This is a genomic window from Idiomarina sp., from assembly GCF_048265525.1.
Classification (GTDB): Bacteria; Pseudomonadota; Gammaproteobacteria; order Enterobacterales; family Alteromonadaceae; genus Idiomarina.
On the sequence record NZ_JBLXBI010000002.1, the window covers coordinates 206,792 to 225,838 of the forward strand.

The 19,047-nt window shown below is 47.3% G+C and carries 16 protein-coding genes; 8 read left to right on the forward strand and 8 right to left on the reverse strand.

What is annotated here, in order from left to right; genetic code table 11:
• Nucleotides 1-2 precede the first annotated feature (2 nt).
• Both ACN0TF_RS06470 and ACN0TF_RS06475 read left to right on the forward strand, forming a co-directional pair.
• Nucleotides 3-1,067 (forward strand): lysylphosphatidylglycerol synthase transmembrane domain-containing protein, encoded by a 1,065-nt coding sequence (locus tag ACN0TF_RS06470; protein WP_011233382.1) that lies wholly within the window; start codon nucleotides 3-5, stop codon nucleotides 1,065-1,067.
• The gene (locus tag ACN0TF_RS06475) at nucleotides 1,064-3,283 is read left to right on the forward strand and encodes a glycosyltransferase (protein WP_417441255.1); all 2,220 of its coding nucleotides are present in this window, start codon (nucleotides 1,064-1,066) and stop codon (nucleotides 3,281-3,283) included. The genes ACN0TF_RS06470 and ACN0TF_RS06475 overlap by 4 nt, the downstream gene beginning before the upstream one ends.
• A 14-nt stretch (nucleotides 3,284-3,297) precedes the next feature.
• Here ACN0TF_RS06475 and ACN0TF_RS06480 read toward each other — a convergent pair whose 3' ends face one another.
• Nucleotides 3,298-3,753, reverse strand: a complete 456-nt coding sequence (locus ACN0TF_RS06480; RefSeq protein WP_417441256.1) for a DUF3429 domain-containing protein — start codon at nucleotides 3,751-3,753, stop codon at nucleotides 3,298-3,300.
• Between the two features lie 87 nt (nucleotides 3,754-3,840).
• Here ACN0TF_RS06480 and ACN0TF_RS06485 point away from each other — a divergent pair, with 87 nt between their 5' ends.
• The 6 genes from ACN0TF_RS06485 to ACN0TF_RS06510 all read left to right on the forward strand — a co-directional run bounded on the left by ACN0TF_RS06485 (nucleotide 3,841) and on the right by ACN0TF_RS06510 (nucleotide 12,684).
• Nucleotides 3,841-5,190, forward strand: a complete 1,350-nt coding sequence (locus tag ACN0TF_RS06485) for a DASH family cryptochrome (protein ID WP_414018812.1) — start codon at nucleotides 3,841-3,843, stop codon at nucleotides 5,188-5,190.
• Nucleotides 5,191-5,192: 2 nt separating this feature from the next.
• Nucleotides 5,193-6,641, forward strand: a complete 1,449-nt coding sequence (locus ACN0TF_RS06490) for an FAD-binding domain-containing protein (protein WP_414018811.1) — start codon at nucleotides 5,193-5,195, stop codon at nucleotides 6,639-6,641.
• 43 nt (nucleotides 6,642-6,684) lie between these two features.
• A complete protein-coding gene (locus ACN0TF_RS06495; RefSeq protein WP_414018810.1) occupies nucleotides 6,685-8,223 on the forward strand; it encodes an HAL/PAL/TAL family ammonia-lyase in 1,539 nt (512 codons plus the stop codon).
• A 93-nt stretch (nucleotides 8,224-8,316) separates the two neighbouring features.
• Nucleotides 8,317-10,455, forward strand: a complete 2,139-nt coding sequence (locus tag ACN0TF_RS06500) for a prolyl oligopeptidase family serine peptidase (RefSeq protein ID WP_417441257.1) — start codon at nucleotides 8,317-8,319, stop codon at nucleotides 10,453-10,455.
• A gap of 119 nt (nucleotides 10,456-10,574) precedes the next feature.
• Complete coding sequence (locus ACN0TF_RS06505) at nucleotides 10,575-11,489, forward strand: SPFH domain-containing protein (protein ID WP_417441258.1); 915 nt, start codon at nucleotides 10,575-10,577, stop codon at nucleotides 11,487-11,489.
• Nucleotides 11,482-12,684 (forward strand): EAL and HDOD domain-containing protein, encoded by a 1,203-nt coding sequence (locus tag ACN0TF_RS06510; protein WP_417441259.1) that lies wholly within the window; start codon nucleotides 11,482-11,484, stop codon nucleotides 12,682-12,684. The genes ACN0TF_RS06505 and ACN0TF_RS06510 overlap by 8 nt, the downstream gene beginning before the upstream one ends.
• On the opposite strand, the gene ACN0TF_RS06515 is transcribed toward ACN0TF_RS06510, so the two are convergent.
• Genes ACN0TF_RS06515 through sufB form a run of 7 tightly spaced genes read right to left on the reverse strand, consistent with a single transcriptional unit; the run spans nucleotide 12,681 to nucleotide 18,719 of the window.
• Nucleotides 12,681-13,094 carry a SufE family protein gene (locus ACN0TF_RS06515; RefSeq protein WP_417441260.1) on the reverse strand — a complete coding sequence of 138 codons (414 nt, stop codon included), beginning with the start codon at nucleotides 13,092-13,094 and terminating at the stop codon, nucleotides 12,681-12,683. The genes ACN0TF_RS06510 and ACN0TF_RS06515 overlap by 4 nt on opposite strands.
• 44 nt (nucleotides 13,095-13,138) lie before the next feature.
• On the reverse strand, nucleotides 13,139-13,672 hold the full coding sequence (sufT, locus tag ACN0TF_RS06520) for a putative Fe-S cluster assembly protein SufT (protein ID WP_417441261.1): 534 nt from the start codon (nucleotides 13,670-13,672) through the stop codon (nucleotides 13,139-13,141).
• Between the two features lie 14 nt (nucleotides 13,673-13,686).
• On the reverse strand, nucleotides 13,687-14,043 hold the full coding sequence (locus ACN0TF_RS06525; RefSeq protein WP_011233413.1) for a HesB/IscA family protein: 357 nt from the start codon (nucleotides 14,041-14,043) through the stop codon (nucleotides 13,687-13,689).
• A 16-nt stretch (nucleotides 14,044-14,059) separates the two neighbouring features.
• Nucleotides 14,060-15,277 carry an aminotransferase class V-fold PLP-dependent enzyme gene (locus ACN0TF_RS06530; RefSeq protein ID WP_417441262.1) on the reverse strand — a complete coding sequence of 406 codons (1,218 nt, stop codon included), beginning with the start codon at nucleotides 15,275-15,277 and terminating at the stop codon, nucleotides 14,060-14,062.
• On the reverse strand, nucleotides 15,274-16,524 hold the full coding sequence (gene sufD, locus ACN0TF_RS06535; protein WP_011233415.1) for a Fe-S cluster assembly protein SufD: 1,251 nt from the start codon (nucleotides 16,522-16,524) through the stop codon (nucleotides 15,274-15,276). The genes ACN0TF_RS06530 and sufD overlap by 4 nt, the downstream gene beginning before the upstream one ends.
• Nucleotides 16,521-17,279, reverse strand: a complete 759-nt coding sequence (gene sufC, locus ACN0TF_RS06540) for a Fe-S cluster assembly ATPase SufC (RefSeq protein ID WP_034819043.1) — start codon at nucleotides 17,277-17,279, stop codon at nucleotides 16,521-16,523. The genes sufD and sufC overlap by 4 nt, the downstream gene beginning before the upstream one ends.
• Nucleotides 17,280-17,282: 3 nt before the next feature.
• Entirely contained in the window at nucleotides 17,283-18,719 is a 1,437-nt protein-coding gene (gene sufB, locus ACN0TF_RS06545; protein WP_054488734.1) for a Fe-S cluster assembly protein SufB, read from the reverse strand.
• Nucleotides 18,720-19,047 lie beyond the last annotated feature (328 nt).

The window sequence follows — 19,047 nt, forward strand, 5'->3', positions numbered from 1 at the left end:
AGATGGCAGCTTCAGCGGAAGAAGAAAAACAATACAAAGCCTCGTGGAAACGCTTAACGCTATTTAGTGTGTTATTTGTTTTACTCACGGCTGCCGGATTTTACGCCATTTATGACCACTTTTCCGGCCGCAGTCTTACCTTCGATTTTCGTTTGTTTGCCCCTGAAGTTTTAAGTGCCGCAGTCTTGCTGTTACTGGTTTACTTCGCCGCCGACGGTTTGCGGCTTTACTACACTTTGCGCGCTCTGGGTTACCGTATTCCTAAAAAAGCCATGGCTAAACTGGTCTTTATTAATATCTTTTTCTCCAATATTACCCCTATGGCCACTGGTGGCGGTTTCGCGCAGGTTTGGTTCTTACACGAGCACGGCGTGCCTATTGGGCGGGCGACCGCTGCCACTACTATTCGTACGGTGTTGGCTATTTTCTTTATTTTTTCGCTGACGCCGGTGTTCTTGCTGGTGCTGGAGCCACTGCAGAACAAAGCTATTATTGGTGAAATTGGTACGGCTCTTGCCGTTTTCATTGTGCTTTATCTGCTCTTCTTCGCGGTGGTTTTGTTGCGGGCACATTGGTTAATTGGGCCGCTAAGCTATTTATGTAAAGCGGTGCATAAGCTGCAACTGATTAGTCCTGAGCGTCATCTGCGCTGGCAATACAAAACTCGCCGCGAAATGCTGCGTTTCTCCCGGAGTTTTTCGGAGTATTGTCGCGGCTCTAAAGTGGCTATTGCGCTGTCGGTATTGTCCACCGTCGTTTTTCTGCTCAGCTTATTCAGTTTTCCCGCGCTGCTAATGTGGGGTTTAGGATACGACGTTGATTACCTCGTCAGCCTGGGACTGCTGGTGGTTACCACCTTTATCATGTATTTCGCGCCAACGCCCGGTGCTTCTGGAATTTCCGAAGGTGTGTTTGGTAGCTTTTTTAATGACATTTTAGCCAATAACCATTTACTGTTAGTCACCTTTAGCTGGCGCTTTTTAACCATTTATCTTGGTATGTTATTGGGACTCTTTATTTTACAGCGCTACTTAGTTCAGTCGGCTAAAGTGCAGGGCATACAATGAATAAAACCAAGTTACTGAAAGTCCTGTTTTACCTCAACATTGCGGTTGTGGTTGGGCTTATTGGCTATAAAATTTATTTGAACCTGGTGACTTCAGAATTTGAGGCGGAGCATACCGAACAGCTCTCAGACATTAGTGCCCGGCTGGAAGGACAGGACAGTTACAGCTTTGCTGTCGTGGGTAATATCAATAATTCGGTTGGTATTTTCGAGCGTCGCATTATTCCTATGTTGAACGACACCGACATTGATTTTTTAGTGTCTGCGGGGAATGCTGTGAGCAGTGGAGGAGAAGATAAATACCGGGCAATAAAAGGTACTCTGTCGCGGCTGGATATGCCGTATTTACTGACCTTCGGTAACAATGAGTATGAAGAGTTTGGCAGCTTCCGCTTTTATGACCATTACGGTCCGCATTTTTTCAGTTTTACTGCCGATGACAGCCGCTTTATTTTCTTAGACAGCACGGGAAAAACGCCATGGCAATGGCAGCTTCGCTGGTTAACCGACATTCTTAAAGCCGACGATTCAAAGCATCGCTTTGTTTTTATTGGTCACCCACCTTTAGAGCCTGACGAAGAGTTTTTTTTAGCCCAGGAGGACGATTTCCTGCAACCCATGGAGTTCCGTCATGCGTTACTGCAGACAATAAGCAACTTCGGTGTTGATCGCGTCTTTTCATCCAATATCTCTATTTACTCAGAGCGTGAGCACAACGGCATTCCCTATATCACTACTGGGGGCGCGGGTGGTCTGGTACTGAATCAGGACGAGAGCTTTTATCACTATGTGAAAGTAACAGTGAATGCCGATGGCTCGGTTGAGCATTCTGTTGAAGAGCTGGAAATTGGTCAGCACCCCATTTTGAAGCAACTGGAAAGCCTGTGGTTCTTTATTCACTCGTTGTTTTACGTGGGCTACCTGAATTTTATTCTGCTGGTGAGCCTGTTTTTGGTTATTAGTACCAAATTGTACAACGCGGTATTCGTCGGTAAAGATTACTACCCGGACTACGATATTGACCCGCAGCCCTGGTTCAAAAAGCCGTTGCGCGTGGCCATGTTCACGAATAACTATCTGCCTTTTATCGGTGGTGTGCCAATTTCTATCGAGCGCCTGCGTCTGGGATTAGTTAAGCTCAAAGATAAGGTATTGGTTGTTGCGCCGCGCTATCAGCAAAGTAGTGAAAAAGAAGAGCATGTGGTGCGTATGCCGTCGCTGTTTTCTTTTGGTGAAAAGAGTGAGTTTCAGTTTGCCAATATTTTCTCCGGTGCCGTGCGTAAAAAGGTTAAAGCCTTTAAACCGGATATTATTCACGTTCACCATCCGTTCTGGATAGGTTCGCTTGGGGTCTTTATTGCGCGTCGCCTGAAAGTGCCAGTGGTTTATACTTATCACACGCGGCTAGAACATTATGCGCACTTTGTGTTTTTACCCGGTTCGTTGTTCCGCAATATTATTGCGCACTTTTTGGTGCGTCGCTTTGCCAACAAATGCGATGGCGTAATTGTGCCGACGCAATCGACGGAAGAATACCTGCGTATGATAGGGGTTAAGAAGCCTACCTTTGTACAGCCAACAGGTATTGAGTTTGAGCGTTTCCAGCAAGTTGACGACAAGCAAATAGAGGAGCTGCGCCAGCAACAAAAGCTAGGGGATGAAACGGTATTTGTTAGTGTGTCCCGGTTGTCGAATGAGAAAAATATCGACTTTATGATAGAGGCGGTGGCGCAACTGAAAGATCAAACCGATAAGCCGTTCCGTTTGCTGATTGTGGGCGACGGTCATCAACGCCACCGGTTACAGGAACGCATCGATAACATGAAACTGCAGCAGTACATTACTCTGGTAGGCTCAGTTCCGCCTGAGCAAATGGCCGCCTGGTATCAGTTAGGAGACGCTTTCCTATTTGCCTCGCAGTCAGAAACTCAGGGCATGGTCATTCTGGAAGCTATGGCAGCGGGCTTACCCGTGGTTGCGGTGCGCTCCAGTGGTATCGACGATGTTGTTGAAGACGGGCATAACGGTTTTAAGACACCGGCTAAGCAGGCTTTATGGTGTGAGCGGGTGAAACAGTTACTGGATGACGAGGCGTTACGCCAGAGCCTGGCAGAAAATGCTCTGGCTTTTGCCCGTGATTATTCGGTGGAAAAATTCAGTGATGACGTACGCCACATTTATGCGGAAACTCTGGCTCGGTATCACGAGAAAAAATAGCGCTGCAGCTAGCGCTACAAAATGTGGTTACCAAAGACCAGTAATTGGCAGACGATGATAATGGTCGTTAATAATACCCGTATACGGTAGTAGCCCATATAAGACGTCATAGCCGAACTGCGCGCCAGCTTTTGTTCAAAGTACAGAACTAAGGCAAAGCCCACCATCTGCATACCTAATGACCAGGCTGGCGCGCTAATTAAAATAGTGAACCAGGCCGCCAAAGCGAAAACATTGCTTAATAACAGTAAACCTGTTGTTTTTTCGCTTTCTGCGCGGTGCAGTGCCCGGCCCCATAAAGTGCCTCCCAGGAAACTGAGAATAATAGCGCCGTAAGTAATTAAAAACTCTAAAGGTGAAATGCCCCACCAGGTTCCGGTATGCATTAAAGCTGCAAGCGATGATGCCAGAAAGGGAATAAGCCCTAAAAAGCCCAGAGTATAAATTAGCCAGTTTTTACCTTTGTTCATAAAAAATGAGTCCACCAAAAGTCAGTTATTTTTATTTTACGATTATTGTTCAATTTACGTTTAGTCCAATTCTAAATGACTTACGTAATGAATACTAAACAGCAACTTTTATTCATTATGGCAGATTATCAGCTAGGTTTATTTGTATTTCGAGATGATCTCAGGGTTGAAGACAACCTGGCGCTTTATGAGGCCGCGCAGCGTAGTGAAACACTCATCTGCTGCTTTTGTTTTAATCCGACGCAGAATAAGTATGGCCATTATGGCATTCCGGCCATGGGTAAGCATCGTTTTACCTTTTTGCAGCAGAGCTTAAAGCAACTGCGAACCGAGCTGGAAAAACGTGGACAAAAACTCATTGTTTTGGCCGGGACATTTGACCGAATTTTAACCGAACTCATTTCTGAACGTCAGGTGGATGCAGTATTCCTGAGCCAGCATCAGGGCTACTACGAACGGCTTCAATTGGGTTTGTTACAGCAACGGTTTCCGTTTCTGCCTTTTCATGAAACACCAAACAACACCTTGTTTTCGGAGCCGGAACTTCCTTTTGAGCTAGCGGACTTACCGGAAACCTTTTCTCAATTCAGGAAAAAGGTCGAGCCGTTGAGCCGTGACTTTTCGGTTCAGCCGATAAACGCATTGCCTCCATTACCGGAGAACATCAGTTATCCGGGGTTCAAGGCTGAAACTCTGAATGAATTGGCGTCAGATGACTTTGAAGGTGGAGAAAGAGCCGCCTTAACGCATTTAACAAGCTACTTTTCTGGTGAGTCTGCCGGTACTTATAAACAAACACGAAATGCCTTAGACGACTTTTCGAGCTCGACCAAGTTTTCGCCCTGGCTTGCGCAGGGCTGCCTTTCCGTCCGGCAAATTATGGCAGCGTTAAGAGAGTACGAAGTGCGGTTCGGCGAGAGTGAATCCAGCTACTGGATAAGTTTTGAGTTATTGTGGCGCGAGTACTTTTTCTGGTACGCACTGAAACATGGAAAACGCCTGTTCGCTTTTGCCGGCCTCTCCGGTAAGTCACCCAAAACCAGCTTTTATTCTGAAAGGTTTCAGAAGTGGTGCTCTGGCAACACGCCTTATCCTATAGTTAACGCCTGCATGAAGCAGCTGAATGCCACCGGTTATATGTCGAACCGGGGGCGGCAGTTAGTTGCTAGTTGTTTTGTACACGAGCTGAGCCTGGACTGGCGCTACGGCGCTGCCTATTTTGAACAGCAGCTGATTGATTACGATGTTTCCTCCAACTGGGGCAACTGGCAGTATCTGGCGGGTGTGGGAGCCGACCCCAGAGGGCATCGCCAATTTAATTTGGAAAAGCAGACGGAACGTTACGACCCGGGCAATGAGTTTATTGAGCGTTGGGCCGGCGATCTGTCCGGGCAACCCATAGACAGCGTTGATGCCGCAGACTGGCCGGTGCGGTGAGCATGAATCGCACCGCAGTAGTGTGGCTAAAGCGCGACTTGCGACTGTCCGATCACGATGCGTTAGCTGCTGCTCTGAAGCATCACGACTCGGTTTTGCTGTGGTACAACGTTGAGCCTATGTTGCTGGATGATCCGCATTACGACATGCGGCACTGGCGGTTTATCTGGCAAAGTCTTTGTGACATGAATGAGCAGCTAAAACCCTATGGTGTAAACTTGCATATTTCCTGTGGCGACACTTTAGAGCAGTTGCAGCGGATACAGAATAAATTTGGCAGCATGGAGCTGTATAGCTATCAGGAAATTGGGTTAATCAATACTTACCAGCGCGACAAACAGGTTGCCAAGTTTTGCCGTGAGCAAAATATAAACTGGCACGAGTCTCCCTACGGTGCGGTGATACGGGCGGCTCGGTCGCGTACGGGATGGCGTAAAAACTGGAACAGAGTGATGCGGCTTGAGCCTGAAACTCTGGATTTAACAAGAGTTATTGTCAGTCCTTTCGAAATTTACCATCCACCCGCAGAATGGCAGGAGCACGACCCGTTGTTCCAGAAGGGCGGAGAGCTGGAAGCACGGCAGACATTGTTATCGTTTTTTGAAGGCCGGGGGAAACGATACGGAGTGAATATTTCCAAACCGGGATTAAGCCGCGAGAGTTGCAGCCGACTTTCGGCGTACCTTGCCTGGGGTAACTTAAGTCTGCGGCAGGTGTACCAGTATTGCTTAACCTACTGGCAGACACCTGGCTGGAGAAAACCCTTGCGTGCGCTGGTTTCTCGCTTGCACTGGCATTGTCACTTTATTCAAAAGTTTGAAAGTGAGGTAACTCAGCAGTGTAAGCCTATCAACCGCGGTTATGAGACTTTGCCGTTTCGAAATGATGAATTAGTTACTCAGCATTTAGAGGCCTGGAAACAGGGTAAAACGGGCTACCCGCTGGTGGATGCCTGTATGCGTTGCCTGATTAAAACGGGTTACATTAACTTCAGAATGCGCGCTATGTTGGTGAGCTTTTTGTGTCATTATCTGGCAGTAGACTGGCGTCTGGGTGCCGATTATCTAGCGTCACTTTTCCTCGACTTTGAGCCGGGCATTCATTATCCGCAGTTTCAAATGCAGGCGGGCGTAACCGGCATTAATACCGTGCGCATATACAACCCGACAAAACAGGCTCTTGAACAGGATGCCGAGGGTACTTTTATACGAACTTGGCTGCCAGAGCTCGCCGAGCTGCCGAATGAGTTGCTAATAGAACCCTGGCAGTTGACACCCATGGAATCGGCGATGTTCGATATTCAGCTGGGCACCGATTATCCGTATCCGCTCGTCGACAAAGACGAATATCGTGGGACCATGAGTGAAAACCTTTGGAACTGGCGCAAGAGCTCTCTTGTTCAATTAGAAAATAAAAGAATACTGAGCCGGCACGTTGATCGTTCAGGTTAGAGAGCAAGTAAATTAAACGTCAAACAACGATAATTGAGCTGTGATGAAGAAAAACGTATGGTTTGGTGCAGGCACCTTAAGAATTGAAGATATTGTCCGACTTTCTCGATGTGAGGCAAAAGCAGAACTGAATTCAGAGCCTCTATTCCGGGAGAGGATTCAGGCTGGTGCGGACTTTCTCGATAAACTCCTGTTGGAAGATGGTGTTATTTATGGTGTGACGACCGGCTATGGAGACAGCTGTACAGTAGCTGTTCCCACCGATTTAGTTGATGAACTGCCGCTGCACCTTACGCGCTTTCACGGTTGTGGCCTGGGCGAGCATTTTGATAAAGCAACGGTGCGGGCCATTCTCGCGGTTCGTTTATGTTCTCTGGCGCAAGGGTACTCGGGAGTAAGCTGGGAGTTACTTGAGCGACTGACCCTTATGATAAATGAGGATATATTGCCTCTTATTCCTCAAGAAGGGAGCGTTGGCGCCAGCGGTGACTTAACGCCTTTATCCTATATTGCCAGTGCGCTTGTTGGTGAAAATAAAGTGCATTTTCGCGGGCAGGTCATTTCAAGTGCGGAAGCCTTTAACACCTTTGGGTTATCCCCTTATAAACTTAGACCCAAAGAAGCTCTGGCACTGATGAACGGCACGGCAGTTATGACTGCAGTTGCTTGTCTGAACTTTGACAAAGCGGATTACTTCAGTCGTCTGTCGAGTCGTATTACGTCTTTGGTGTGTTACGCGCTTGACGGAAACGCTCAGCACTTTGACGAACATTTATTTCAGGTTAAGCCGCATGTGGGTCAACAACAGGTGGCTAAGTGGATACGCCATGATTTAGGGGAAATACCCACACAAAGAAATTCTGCGCGTTTGCAGGATCGGTACTCCATTCGCTGTGCTCCGCATATTGTAGGCGCATTAAAAGATGCTCTACCCTGGCTTAGGCAAACAATAGAAAATGAACTGAACAGCGCCAATGACAACCCTATTATTGACGCCGAGCGAGAACAGGTTCTGCACGGTGGTCATTTCTATGGTGGCCATATTGCTATGGCGATGGACACGCTAAAAACCCAAGTGGCTAATCTGGCCGATTTACATGACAGGCAAATGGCGCTGTTGATGGATCAGAAAGTTAATAACGGTTTACCGGCAAACTTATCTGCAGCCGATTCCTCAAGAGCTGCTATTAATCATGGATTTAAAGCGGTTCAAATTGGCTGTTCTGCCTGGACTGCAGAAGCACTAAAGCTGACTATGCCTGCCAGCGTTTTTTCCCGCTCTACTGAGTGTCACAATCAGGATAAGGTGAGCATGGGAACCATTGCGGCCCGGGACTGTGTGAGAGTTTTGGAGTTAACTGGACAAGTTGCTATCGCGACTCTTCTGGCCTCGTGCCAGGGGGTTCGGCTGAGGCAAAGAGTAAAGGGTACCTCGGAATCCTTATCTGTAGACGTGGAATACATGCTAAACGACATTGAAAAAGAATTTGCGCCGATAAAAGAAGACCGTGCGCTTGAAGGAGAGCTTCGTTTCTGGCTGGAGCAATTAGCTGAAAAACGCTGGTGTTTGTACACATCTTGATACTTATTTGTGCTACTTTCTAACAGGAGATTTTGCTAAATTAACGTGCTGCCTATAAGAACTTGCTACAAAAAGTTGATAAGGATAATAACAATGAAATATCTACTGGGAGCAGTTGCAGTCAGTTTGCTGACAGCCTGTTCACAAAATGCTGAAACAGAACAAGAGGCGAATACGCAATCTATGTCGTATCCGGAAACGCGTAAAGGCGATGTGGTTGATACCTACTTTGGTACCGAAGTAGCGGACCCGTATCGCTGGTTAGAAGATGACCGTAGCGAAGAGACCGAAAACTGGGTTAAAGCTCAGAATGAAGTGACTTTCGCACACTTAGAGTCTATTCCATATCGCGAGACGATAGAAAAGCGTCTGACCGAGTTGTGGAACTACGAGAAAATCAGCGCGCCGTTTAAAGAGGGCGATTACACCTATTTCTACAAAAACGACGGCTTGCAAAACCAGTATGTGGTGTACCGCCAGAAAGGTGACGAAGATCCGGAAGTATTCCTGGATCCGAACACCTTTAGTGAAGACGGAACAACCTCGCTGGCGCAGCTAACCTTTTCTGACGACGGTTCGTTAGCGGCATATTCAATTTCTGAGGGCGGCAGTGACTGGCGTAAAATTCGGGTTATTGACGCCGAAACCAAAGAACAGCTGGAAGAGCCGTTAGTGGATGTGAAGTTCAGCGGTATTTCCTGGGTAGACAATGAAGGTTTCTACTACTCCAGTTATGATAAGCCAGAAGGCAGTGAGCTTTCTGCAAAGACCGACCAGCACAAGCTGTATTACCACGAGCTGGGTACAGACCAGTCTGATGACAAACTGGTGTTTGGTGGAACGGATGCTGAGAAGCACCGTTACGTTGGCGGCTACGTTACCGATGACGACCGTTACCTGATGATTTCGGCGGCAAACTCCACCTCTGGCAATAAGCTCTTTATTAAAGATCTTACAGAAGAAGACAGTAAGCTGGTCACCGTTCTGGATCATACCGATTCGGATACTCGCGTATTAGATAACGACGGCTCAAAGCTCTATCTAGTGACGAACTTAGACGCGCCAAACCAGCGTGTTGTGACCGTTGATGCCAGTAATCCAACGCCTGAAAATTGGGAAGACTTTATTCCAGAAACAGAAAACGTGTTGAGCGTATCAACCGGTGCGGGTTATATCTTTGCCGAGTACATGGTCGATGCCGTAGCTAAGGTGAAACAATACGCTTATAACGGCGATATGGTTCGTGAAGTGCAGTTGCCGGGCGTAGGCAGCATAGGTGGCTTCTCAGGTAAAAAAGAAGCGGACGAATTGTACTATACCTTTACTAATTACAGCACACCGTCAACGATTTATAAGTTTGATCCGGACCAGGGCGGCTCTGAAGTTTATGCTGAGTCTGGTGCCGATTTTGACCCGGCAAACTATGAATCAAAGCAGGTGTTTTATACGTCTAAAGACGGCACCGAAGTCCCTATGATCATTACCTACAAGAAGGGCACTAAGCTGGATGGCTCAAACCCGACAATTCTGTATGGTTATGGTGGTTTTAATATCAGTCTGACGCCTTCGTTCAGCATTGCTAACGCAGCCTGGTTAGAAATGGGTGGCGTTTACGCCGTTGCTAACTTACGCGGTGGCGGTGAATACGGTAAAGACTGGCATAAAGCGGGTACCAAACTGCAAAAGCAAAATGTTTTTGACGACTTTATTGCCGCAGCTGAATACCTGATTGATGAGAAGTATACGTCATCTGATCATCTGGCTGTTCGCGGTGGTTCTAACGGCGGTCTGCTAGTTGGCGCAGTCATGACTCAGCGTCCTGAGCTGTTTGCGGTCGCATTACCGGCAGTTGGGGTTCTGGACATGCTTCGCTATCATACTTTCACCGCTGGTGCGGGTTGGGCGTATGACTACGGTACTGCCGACGACAGCAAAGAAATGTTCGAGTATTTGATTGGCTACTCGCCTGTCCATAACGTGGAAGAAGGCGTGGCTTATCCGGCAACGCTGATCACTACGGGTGACCATGATGATCGCGTGGTTCCAGCGCACTCATTTAAGTTTGCGGCGGAGCTTCAGGACAAAGCGGGCGGTGAAAATCCTCAGCTTATTCGTATTGAAACCAACGCTGGACACGGTGCTGGCACACCGGTTTCAAAAACCATTGAGCAGTATTCCGATATCTTCGGTTTTACTTTGTATCACATGGGGTTTGAAGAGCTTCCGGAGTAATTACTGACCAGTAAAGGCTTCGCTATAGACGGCGAAGCCTTTGCATCATTCTTTCTATATTTTTCTCATTTCCCGTTAATCTCTTTTCACTCCCACTCTCGTATTATGAGGATTCAATAATGAACAATGACTTTAATATTATGTGGGTAGTTGCCGCTGTAGTTGTTTTACTCTTACTGATAGCGTCGGTGCGCATTGTGCCGCAGCAAAGCGTGTATCTGGTTGAGTTGTTCGGGCGTTATCGGCGCATGCTGACGCCGGGGCTTAACTTTATTATCCCGCTTATTGAGCAGGTCGCTCATAAACAGTCAATGAGAACGCGGCAGCTGGATGTCGATGTTGAGACCAAAACAAACGATAACGTGTTTGTTATTGTCCGGGTGTCAGTACAGTATCGCGTGAGTAATGAAACCTCAGTTTATAATGCGTTTTATCAACTGGAAAACCCCGAGTGGCAAATGCAGTCTTACGTGTTTGATACGGTGCGCGCGCAAATTCCTAAGCAGAATCTGGACGCTGTATTCGACAATAAAGACTCTATTTCTAAAGATGTAAAAGAGCAGTTGCGCGATACCATGGAAGAATATGGTTTTGAGATTATTGCGTCGCTGGTGACAGACATTGACCCGGACCAGTCGGTTAAAGATTCAATGAACCAAATTAACGCCGCAGAAAGAGAGCGTCGTGCAGCAGAGCATAAGGCGGAAGCTGAAAAAATTATGCTGGTGAAGCAGGCTGAAGCCGACAAAGAATCGAAAATTTTGCAGGGTCAGGGTATTGCCGGTCAGCGTTTAGCGATTGCTGAAGGTTTGCGGGATTCTATTGCCATGGTTACCGATCAGGCAAACGATATATCCTCTAAAGATGTCATCGATTTGCTGAAATTTACTAACTATGTCGATGTATTGGGTTCTTTCGATACTGCCGCCAGTAAAGTGATTATGTTGCCACAGCCGACCAATCAACTGGACTCCTTATCATCTGATATTCTAAGTGCAATGGAAGCCGCTAAAGACACTAAAAAAGATGGCTGAAAGCTTCCCACTGCTAGCAGCTCAACCAATTTACGATAATAAAAATCGGTTTTATGCGGTTGAGCTGCTGTATCGCAGTGCTTTGAATTTAACAGCAGAAACGGTCGGAGACACAGCGGCAACCAGCGAAGTCGTGTTTAATCTATGCGCTGGCATTACCGATCAAACCGAACATTACGATGCTACTGCTTTTATCAATGTTTCCAGCGAATTTTTAGTGTCACAAAGCTTTTTACCTCTCGAACCGAACAAAGTGGTTATTGAGTTGGTGGAGCGAATTAAGCCAACTAGGGCAGTAGTCAATGCGGTTGCGCGTTGGTATGAGAAAGGTTTTCGTTTTGCGCTGGATGATTTTGAGTTCGACCCTGCGTGGGAGCCGCTGCTACAGTATGCGTCTTACATTAAAGTGGACGTATCGACTTTAACCTTGGCGCAAGCGCGGGCTTTTAAGCGGAAACTGAGTGGCTTCAAAGGTAAATGGCTGGCTGAGCGAGTCGAAGACGAGGCTACTAAGCAGGAATACGAAGAGTTAGGTTTTGAGCTGTTCCAGGGATATTACTTTGCAAAACCAGCGGTTGTTTACGGAACCAGGATGGAACCATCATCCTTGCAACTGGCAAAAGTATTGTCGCTTTGTTTTGAGGAAGAGCCCGACTTGACCGAGCTTTCCCGGGTCATTTCTGAAGACCCTCAGTTGTCGGTATGTTTACTTAAAATTGTAAATAGCCCCCTATACCCGACAGCCAGTCCGATAACCCGGGTAAAAGACGTTATTATGCGTCTGGGTATTGAAAAGCTACGGCGCTGGATAGCTTTAATTGGTGCAGTCACTGCAAGTAGCCCTGAAGCGTCCCGAATGGTCTTAGTGAGAGCACAAATGTGCTATGAACTGGCTAAATGGCAAAACTCGCCGGATTTAGATGCTGATCAATGCTATTTCGTGGGTTTACTCTCGGGTGTTGATATTATGCTGGGCGTGGATAAAGCCAGTTTCTTTGAAAAACTGCCGTTATCTGAGCAAACGAAAAAAGCGGTTGAGGACTGCGCCGGGCCTATGGGCCAATGTTTACGTATTGCACTTAAACTGGAGCGTTTAGTTCGAATGAAGGAACGGCTGGATAAAGTCGACTCGCGTCTGTTAACGACTTATCAGAGCGTGTCGACTAAAGTACAGGAGTTGTTTAATACCATTTAAGCCTGGCTGCTTTTTGCCAACTGCTGAATTCTTCCAACAATAGCACGTAAGCCGTTTCCGCGAGTCGGTGTAATGTGGTTTTCTAAGTCCAGCTGAGCAAAGTAGTTGTCGATATCAAAAGCAAGAATTTGTTCCGGAGTTTTGTCGTGGTAAGCCGCCATAACTAAGGTCAACAACCCCTGAACAATGACTGCGTCGCTATCAACGTGCAGCAACAGTTTGCCGTTTTTTTCTTCACTAATAAGCCAGACATTACTTTGGCAGCCGCGCACCAAATACTCATCTTTATGCTGGCTTTCCTGTAGACCGGGCAATGCTTTACCTAAATCAATGATGTACTGGTAACGTTGCTCCCAGTCATCTAAAAACTCTAAGTCATCAATGATTTCATCTGTGCTGGGTAAATTCATGCTTACCAATAACCTTCACTTATAAGTTAAAAGGACAACTAAAGTTAAAAGAAGACGCCGGCTTCAAGCTGAGCTTCTTCGCTCATCATGTCACGTGACCAGGGTGGGTCAAAAACCAGCTCAACGTTCACATTTTTAACGTGCGGTACCAGGGAAACCCGATATTCAACATCACCAACTAATACCGGACCCATACCGCAGCCTGGTGCGGTTAAGGTCATATCAATAGTAACGATACCGGAATCTTTATCAACAGCGACTTTGTAGATAAGTCCCAGCGAAACTAAGTTAATCGGAATTTCCGGATCATAAATAGTCTCTAACGCTTCCCAGACCTGATCTTCCGAAACTTCTCCGTTTGCTGGTGCTTCAAAGTCGAGCTTTTCTGGCTTACGACCAATAGCATCCGCATCAGTGCCGTCTATGCGCAGCATGTTACCCTGAAAGGTAACCGTATAGTTACCGCCTAAATCCTGAGTAATAGTAACAAACTCACCCTTAGGAATAACTTTAGGCTCACCCGTTGGTACGCGACGCGCTTTTACTTCACGGGTGGTGGACACCATTTTTTGCTGCATAATTTAAACTTCCGTTACTGCACGTTGAAGCTTTCGCCGCAACCACACTCATTAACAACATTCGGGTTGTTGAATTTAACCACGCCGTTAATGCCTTCTTTTACGTAATCAATTTCCGTGTTACGTACCAGTTCCAGCGCATTAGAGGCAATAGCGACTTTGATGTTGTCGTTAATATCGACCACTTCATCGCCGTCTTCCATCGCATCGACGGAATCAAGCACATAGGCATAACCCGTACAGCCACTTTGCTTAGTAGAAAGGCGAATTAGCTTGCCCGGTTCATCTTTTAAGCGTGACTCAAAGTAACGTACAGCGTTTTCTGTCATCGAAATTAACGAAGACGATGGTACAAATGTTTCTACAGACATGAGTCTCCTCCTGCCATTAGGCTAGCATTAAACGAGCTTTGTTGATGCCTTCAAAAAGCTTATCAACCTCGTCTAACGTATTATAAATGGTAAATGACGCTCGCGCAGTACCTGGTACATTCAGGCGTTTCATAAGCGGTTGAGCGCAGTGGTCACCAGTACGAATGGCAATACCTTGTTTGTCCAGCAAAAAGCCAATATCAGCCGGGTGTGCGCCGTCTAAAATAAAGCTTAGCACACCAATTTTGTTGTCGGCGTGACCAACAATGGTTAAGCCATCGGTTTGCTCTGCTAGTTGTGTTGCGCGTGCCAGTAAAGCGGTTTCGTGAGCTAAAATATCGGCCTTATTAAATTGCTGTAACCAGTTTATCGCTGCCGCCAGACCAATGGCTCCCGCGATATTTGGTGTACCGGCTTCCAGTCGGTTGGGTAATTCACCCCAGGTGGCGTCCTGGTAACTGACTGTCGCTATCATTTCCCCGCCGACTAACCATATAGGCCAGTCTTTTAAAACCTCGTAACAACCCCATAATACGCCAATGCCGGTTGGCCCGAATAGCTTATGACCGGAAAACGCGTAAAAATCACAACCGATGTCCTGTACGTCGATAGCGCCGTGCGCCACGCCTTGTGCGCCATCAATCATCACCAGAGCGTCTTTGGCCTTGGCGGCAGCGGTGAGTTCTTTAATTGGGTTGATGGTGCCCAGCGCATTTGAAATGTGCGGCATTGAAACGAAAGCCGTGTTCTCACTCAGCAGAGCGTGAAATTGCTCGGTATTGAGTGAACCGTCTTCATTAATGGGTACGACTTTTAACGTGGCGCCAGAACGCTTACACGCCTGTTGCCAGGTGACCAGGTTCGCATGGTGTTCCATTTCGGTCACCAGTACTTCTTCACCGGGTTTTAAGCGCTGAGCAACACCATTAGCGACCAGGTTAATACCTTCGGTGGTGCCGCTGGTCCAGATAACCTCTTCTTGACGATTAGCATGTATGTAATCAGCTACGGTTTTACGTGCGGCTTCGTAGCGACGGGTGGCTTCATCAGAAAGATAATGAGCTCCGCGATGAACATTAGCGTTGCACTGAGTATAGTAATCCGTCAGCGCATCGATGACCGCTTGTGGCTTTTGCGTGGTGGCAGCGTTATCCAGATAAACCAGTGGTTTACCGTTTACCTGCCGTTGCAGTATCGGAAACTGCTCACGAATTTGTGCAACGTTCAGGCTCATTGCTTCTCCATCATACTTTCAAAGCGGGTTTTCAAAATCGGCTGCAACCAGTCGGCCAGGGCTTTATTTGGCATCTGGAAAACCATTTCCTGTACGAAACCAAAGTTGAGCATAACCAGCGCTTGTTGCCTGTCGATGCCACGCGTCAGCATGTAATACAACGCTTCTTCGTCAATTTCAGCAACCGTTGCACCGTGCGCACACTGTACATCGTCTGCGTAAATTTCCAGCTCGGGCTTAGTATTAATTTGCGCACCACGAGTCAGCAGCAGGTTACGATTATTCAGTTCGGCCAGGGTTTTTTGCGCATGGCGGTGAATATGAATGCGGCCATTAAATACTGCTTTTGCCCTGTCACCGATAATGCCGCGGGCGTTCTCTTCGGTCGTGCCGTTAGGTGAGGCATGTTCGATGGTGCTGTGCAGATCGAAGTGCTGGCGTGGAGCCAGTAAATACACGTTATTAAACTTGGCGAACGCATGCTCACCAGCGTGTTCAATGTCTACGTCCAGACGCGTTAACTGACTGCCGTAGCCAATTAGGGTGCTGTTCAGTCTGGCGTGATCGTGCAGTTTAAAGTGACTGCCGCCAATATGAATCGCTTCGCCTTCGTGCAGGGCAAAACGGTAATGCTCTAAACGCGCTTTTTCGGCTATGTCATATTCAGCAAAGACCGTATTCAGGCTGTTACCTGAGCCGCTGCCGTGCTCAATAATGGTTGCCTGCGCATTTTCACCAACACGTACCAGCGTGCGCTGATGAGACTCGATACCGGCAGACGCAAAGTTAACAATGCGAATGGGTTGTTCAACTTTAGCGCCAGCCGCAATGTCGATAACGACACCTTGCTGCGCCAATACGTCGTTTACCAGGCCAAACAAATGACGGCTGGGTTTTACTTGCGCAAAAATAGCTTCAGCGGGTTCGCTGGGCGCTGACAGCTCACTAATAGTGATGCCTTCAGGTAACTTAAGCTTGCTGATGTCGGTACTAAGCTGGCCGTCCACAAACACCAAATCCAGACTGTTTAAGCCTTCAATGACTGGTGCTTCGGCGGTCGCGTTACCGGTGCTGGATTTCAGCTCTAAATCAGCAACCGGATGCAACGAGGTATAACGCCATGCTTCGGTGCGGCGTGTCGGCCATTGCTGTTGCTTTAACGTGTCCAAGGCTTGGGCCCGGACCGGAGATAGCCAATCGTCAACGGTCGAGGCACGCTCTAAAACGTGGTTTAACCATTGACTCATGCATCTGCTCCTTCTGCTTCAGCTAACCAGGCATAACCTGAGGCTTCGACTTCTTTCGCCAGTTCAGGACCGCCACTTTTCACAATTTTGCCTTTAGACAAAATGTGAACGTAATCTGGCTGAATGTAATCCAGCAGGCGTTGGTAGTGAGTAACAACAATAAAGCTGCGCTTACCGTCACGCTGACTGTTAACGCCATTGGCGACAACTTGCAACGCGTCTACGTCCAGACCTGAGTCGGACTCATCAAGGATGGCCAGTTTAGGCTCCAGCATGATCAGCTGCATAATTTCGTTACGCTTTTTCTCGCCGCCGGAAAAACCTTCATTGACGCCACGTTTTAAGAAATCCAGCGGTAATTCAACTTGCTTACAGGCTTCTTTTGCTTTTTTCAAAAACTCTGCAGAGCTTAAGGCGTTTTCGCCACGAGCTTCACGCATAGCATTTACAGATTCCTTCATAAATTCCATGTTGCTTACGCCGGGAATTTCAACAGGGTACTGGAAAGCCAGAAATATACCGGCTTGGGCGCGCTCTTCTACTTCCATGTCCAGTAAGTCTTTACCGTCCATTTCAACGCTGCCGCTTTCAACTTCGTAGCCATCGCGACCAGATAAAACGTAACCTAAAGTACTTTTACCGGCGCCGTTAGGACCCATAATGGCGTGTACTTCGCCGGGTTTTATTTCCAGATTCAGGCCTTTCAAAATCGTTGTTTCTTCTACACGTGCGTGCAAATCTTTAATCGATAGCATGTTTTACCCCACTGAACCTTCAAGACTGATTTCAAGCAACTTACCGGCTTCCACCGCAAACTCCATTGGCAGTTCGCGGAATACCTCTTTACAGAAGCCATTTACAATCATTGAGACTGCTTTTTCAGGGTCCAGGCCTCGTTGCCTACATAAGAATAATTGATCGTCACTCACCTTAGAGGTGGTGGCTTCGTGCTCAACAATCGCCGTTGGATTGCTGCTTTCTATATATGGGAATGTGTGTGCGCCGCACTGGTCGCCAATAAGTAGCGAGTCACATTCAGTAAAGTTACGTGCGCCTTCGGCACCAGGACCCATACGCACCAGACCACGGTAAGCGTTATTACTGCGACCGGCGGAAATACCTTTGGAAATGATGGTCGACTTGGTGTTTTTACCTAAGTGGATCATTTTGGTGCCGGTATCGGCTTGTTGTCTGCCGCGGGTTAACGCAACTGAGTAGAATTCACCAACGCTGTTATCGCCTTTAAGAATACAGCTTGGATACTTCCAGGTAACCGCTGAGCCTGTCTCTACCTGAGTCCAGGAAATTTTAGCGTTTTTCTCGCACAGGCCACGCTTAGTTACAAAGTTATAGATACCGCCTTTGCCGTTTTCATCACCCGGATACCAGTTTTGTACGGTAGAGTATTTTATCTCAGCATCGTCCAAAGCTACTAGCTCAACCACCGCTGCGTGCAGCTGGTTTTCGTCGCGTTGTGGTGCAGTACAACCTTCCAGATAACTGACATGGCTGCCTTCTTCGGCAACAATTAAGGTACGCTCAAACTGCCCGGTATTCTGTTCGTTTATACGGAAGTAAGTTGACAGTTCCATAGGGCAGCGAACGCCTTTTGGAATATAAACAAACGAGCCATCGGTGAATACGGCGCTGTTCAGCGCGGCAAAGAAGTTATCGCCACGGGGAACTACAGTACCTAAGTACTTTTTAACTAAATCAGGGTACTTGTGAAGAGCTTCGGAGATAGGACAGAAGATCACGCCTGCTTCTTCCAGTTTCTCGCGGAAGGTGGTGACGACAGAAACCGAGTCGAAGACCGCATCGACGGCTACGCCAGCCAGCATTTCCTGCTCATGCAGAGGAATACCCAGCTTTTCGTATGTGCGTAGCAGTTCCGGATCAACCTCGTCTAACGACTTAGGCTTGTCTTTCATACTCTTAGGTGCGGAGTAGTATGAAATTGACTGGTAATCTACCTTAGGATAATCGACGTGTGCCCAGTCAGGCTCTTCCATTTTTAACCAGGTGCGATAAGCCTTCAGACGCCATTCCAGCATCCATTCAGGCTCACCCTTAATGGCGGACAGACGGGCAATGACGTCTTCGTCCAAACCAATTGGGAAAGTTTCTGACTCTATTTCTGAAACGAAGCCTGCGTCGTATTTACGCGCAAGCGCCTGATCAATCTGTTCACTCATGATTTACCCACTCTAAAAGCTGCGGATGGGAGTTTCGCCCGTTACTGGCCGACAGTATAAAATACCTGACTAAAACACTCAACTTTATCTGCTGACCAACATTATACGGGATCACAGCCTTTTTGTCGCTTATTTCGCCGGGGAAGGTAAGCCTGTCGCTCTTTATTTTAAATGGTATGAGATAAATCAGAATGCTTGTTACATTTTGTTACATGTTCTAAGGTGCCATGTCTTTCAGTACAAATTTTAATCATATATTGTAAAGAGCTACATGAGTCGTTGGAAAAATGTAATATAAGAAGAATATAAGAAGAGAAGCACAGTAATA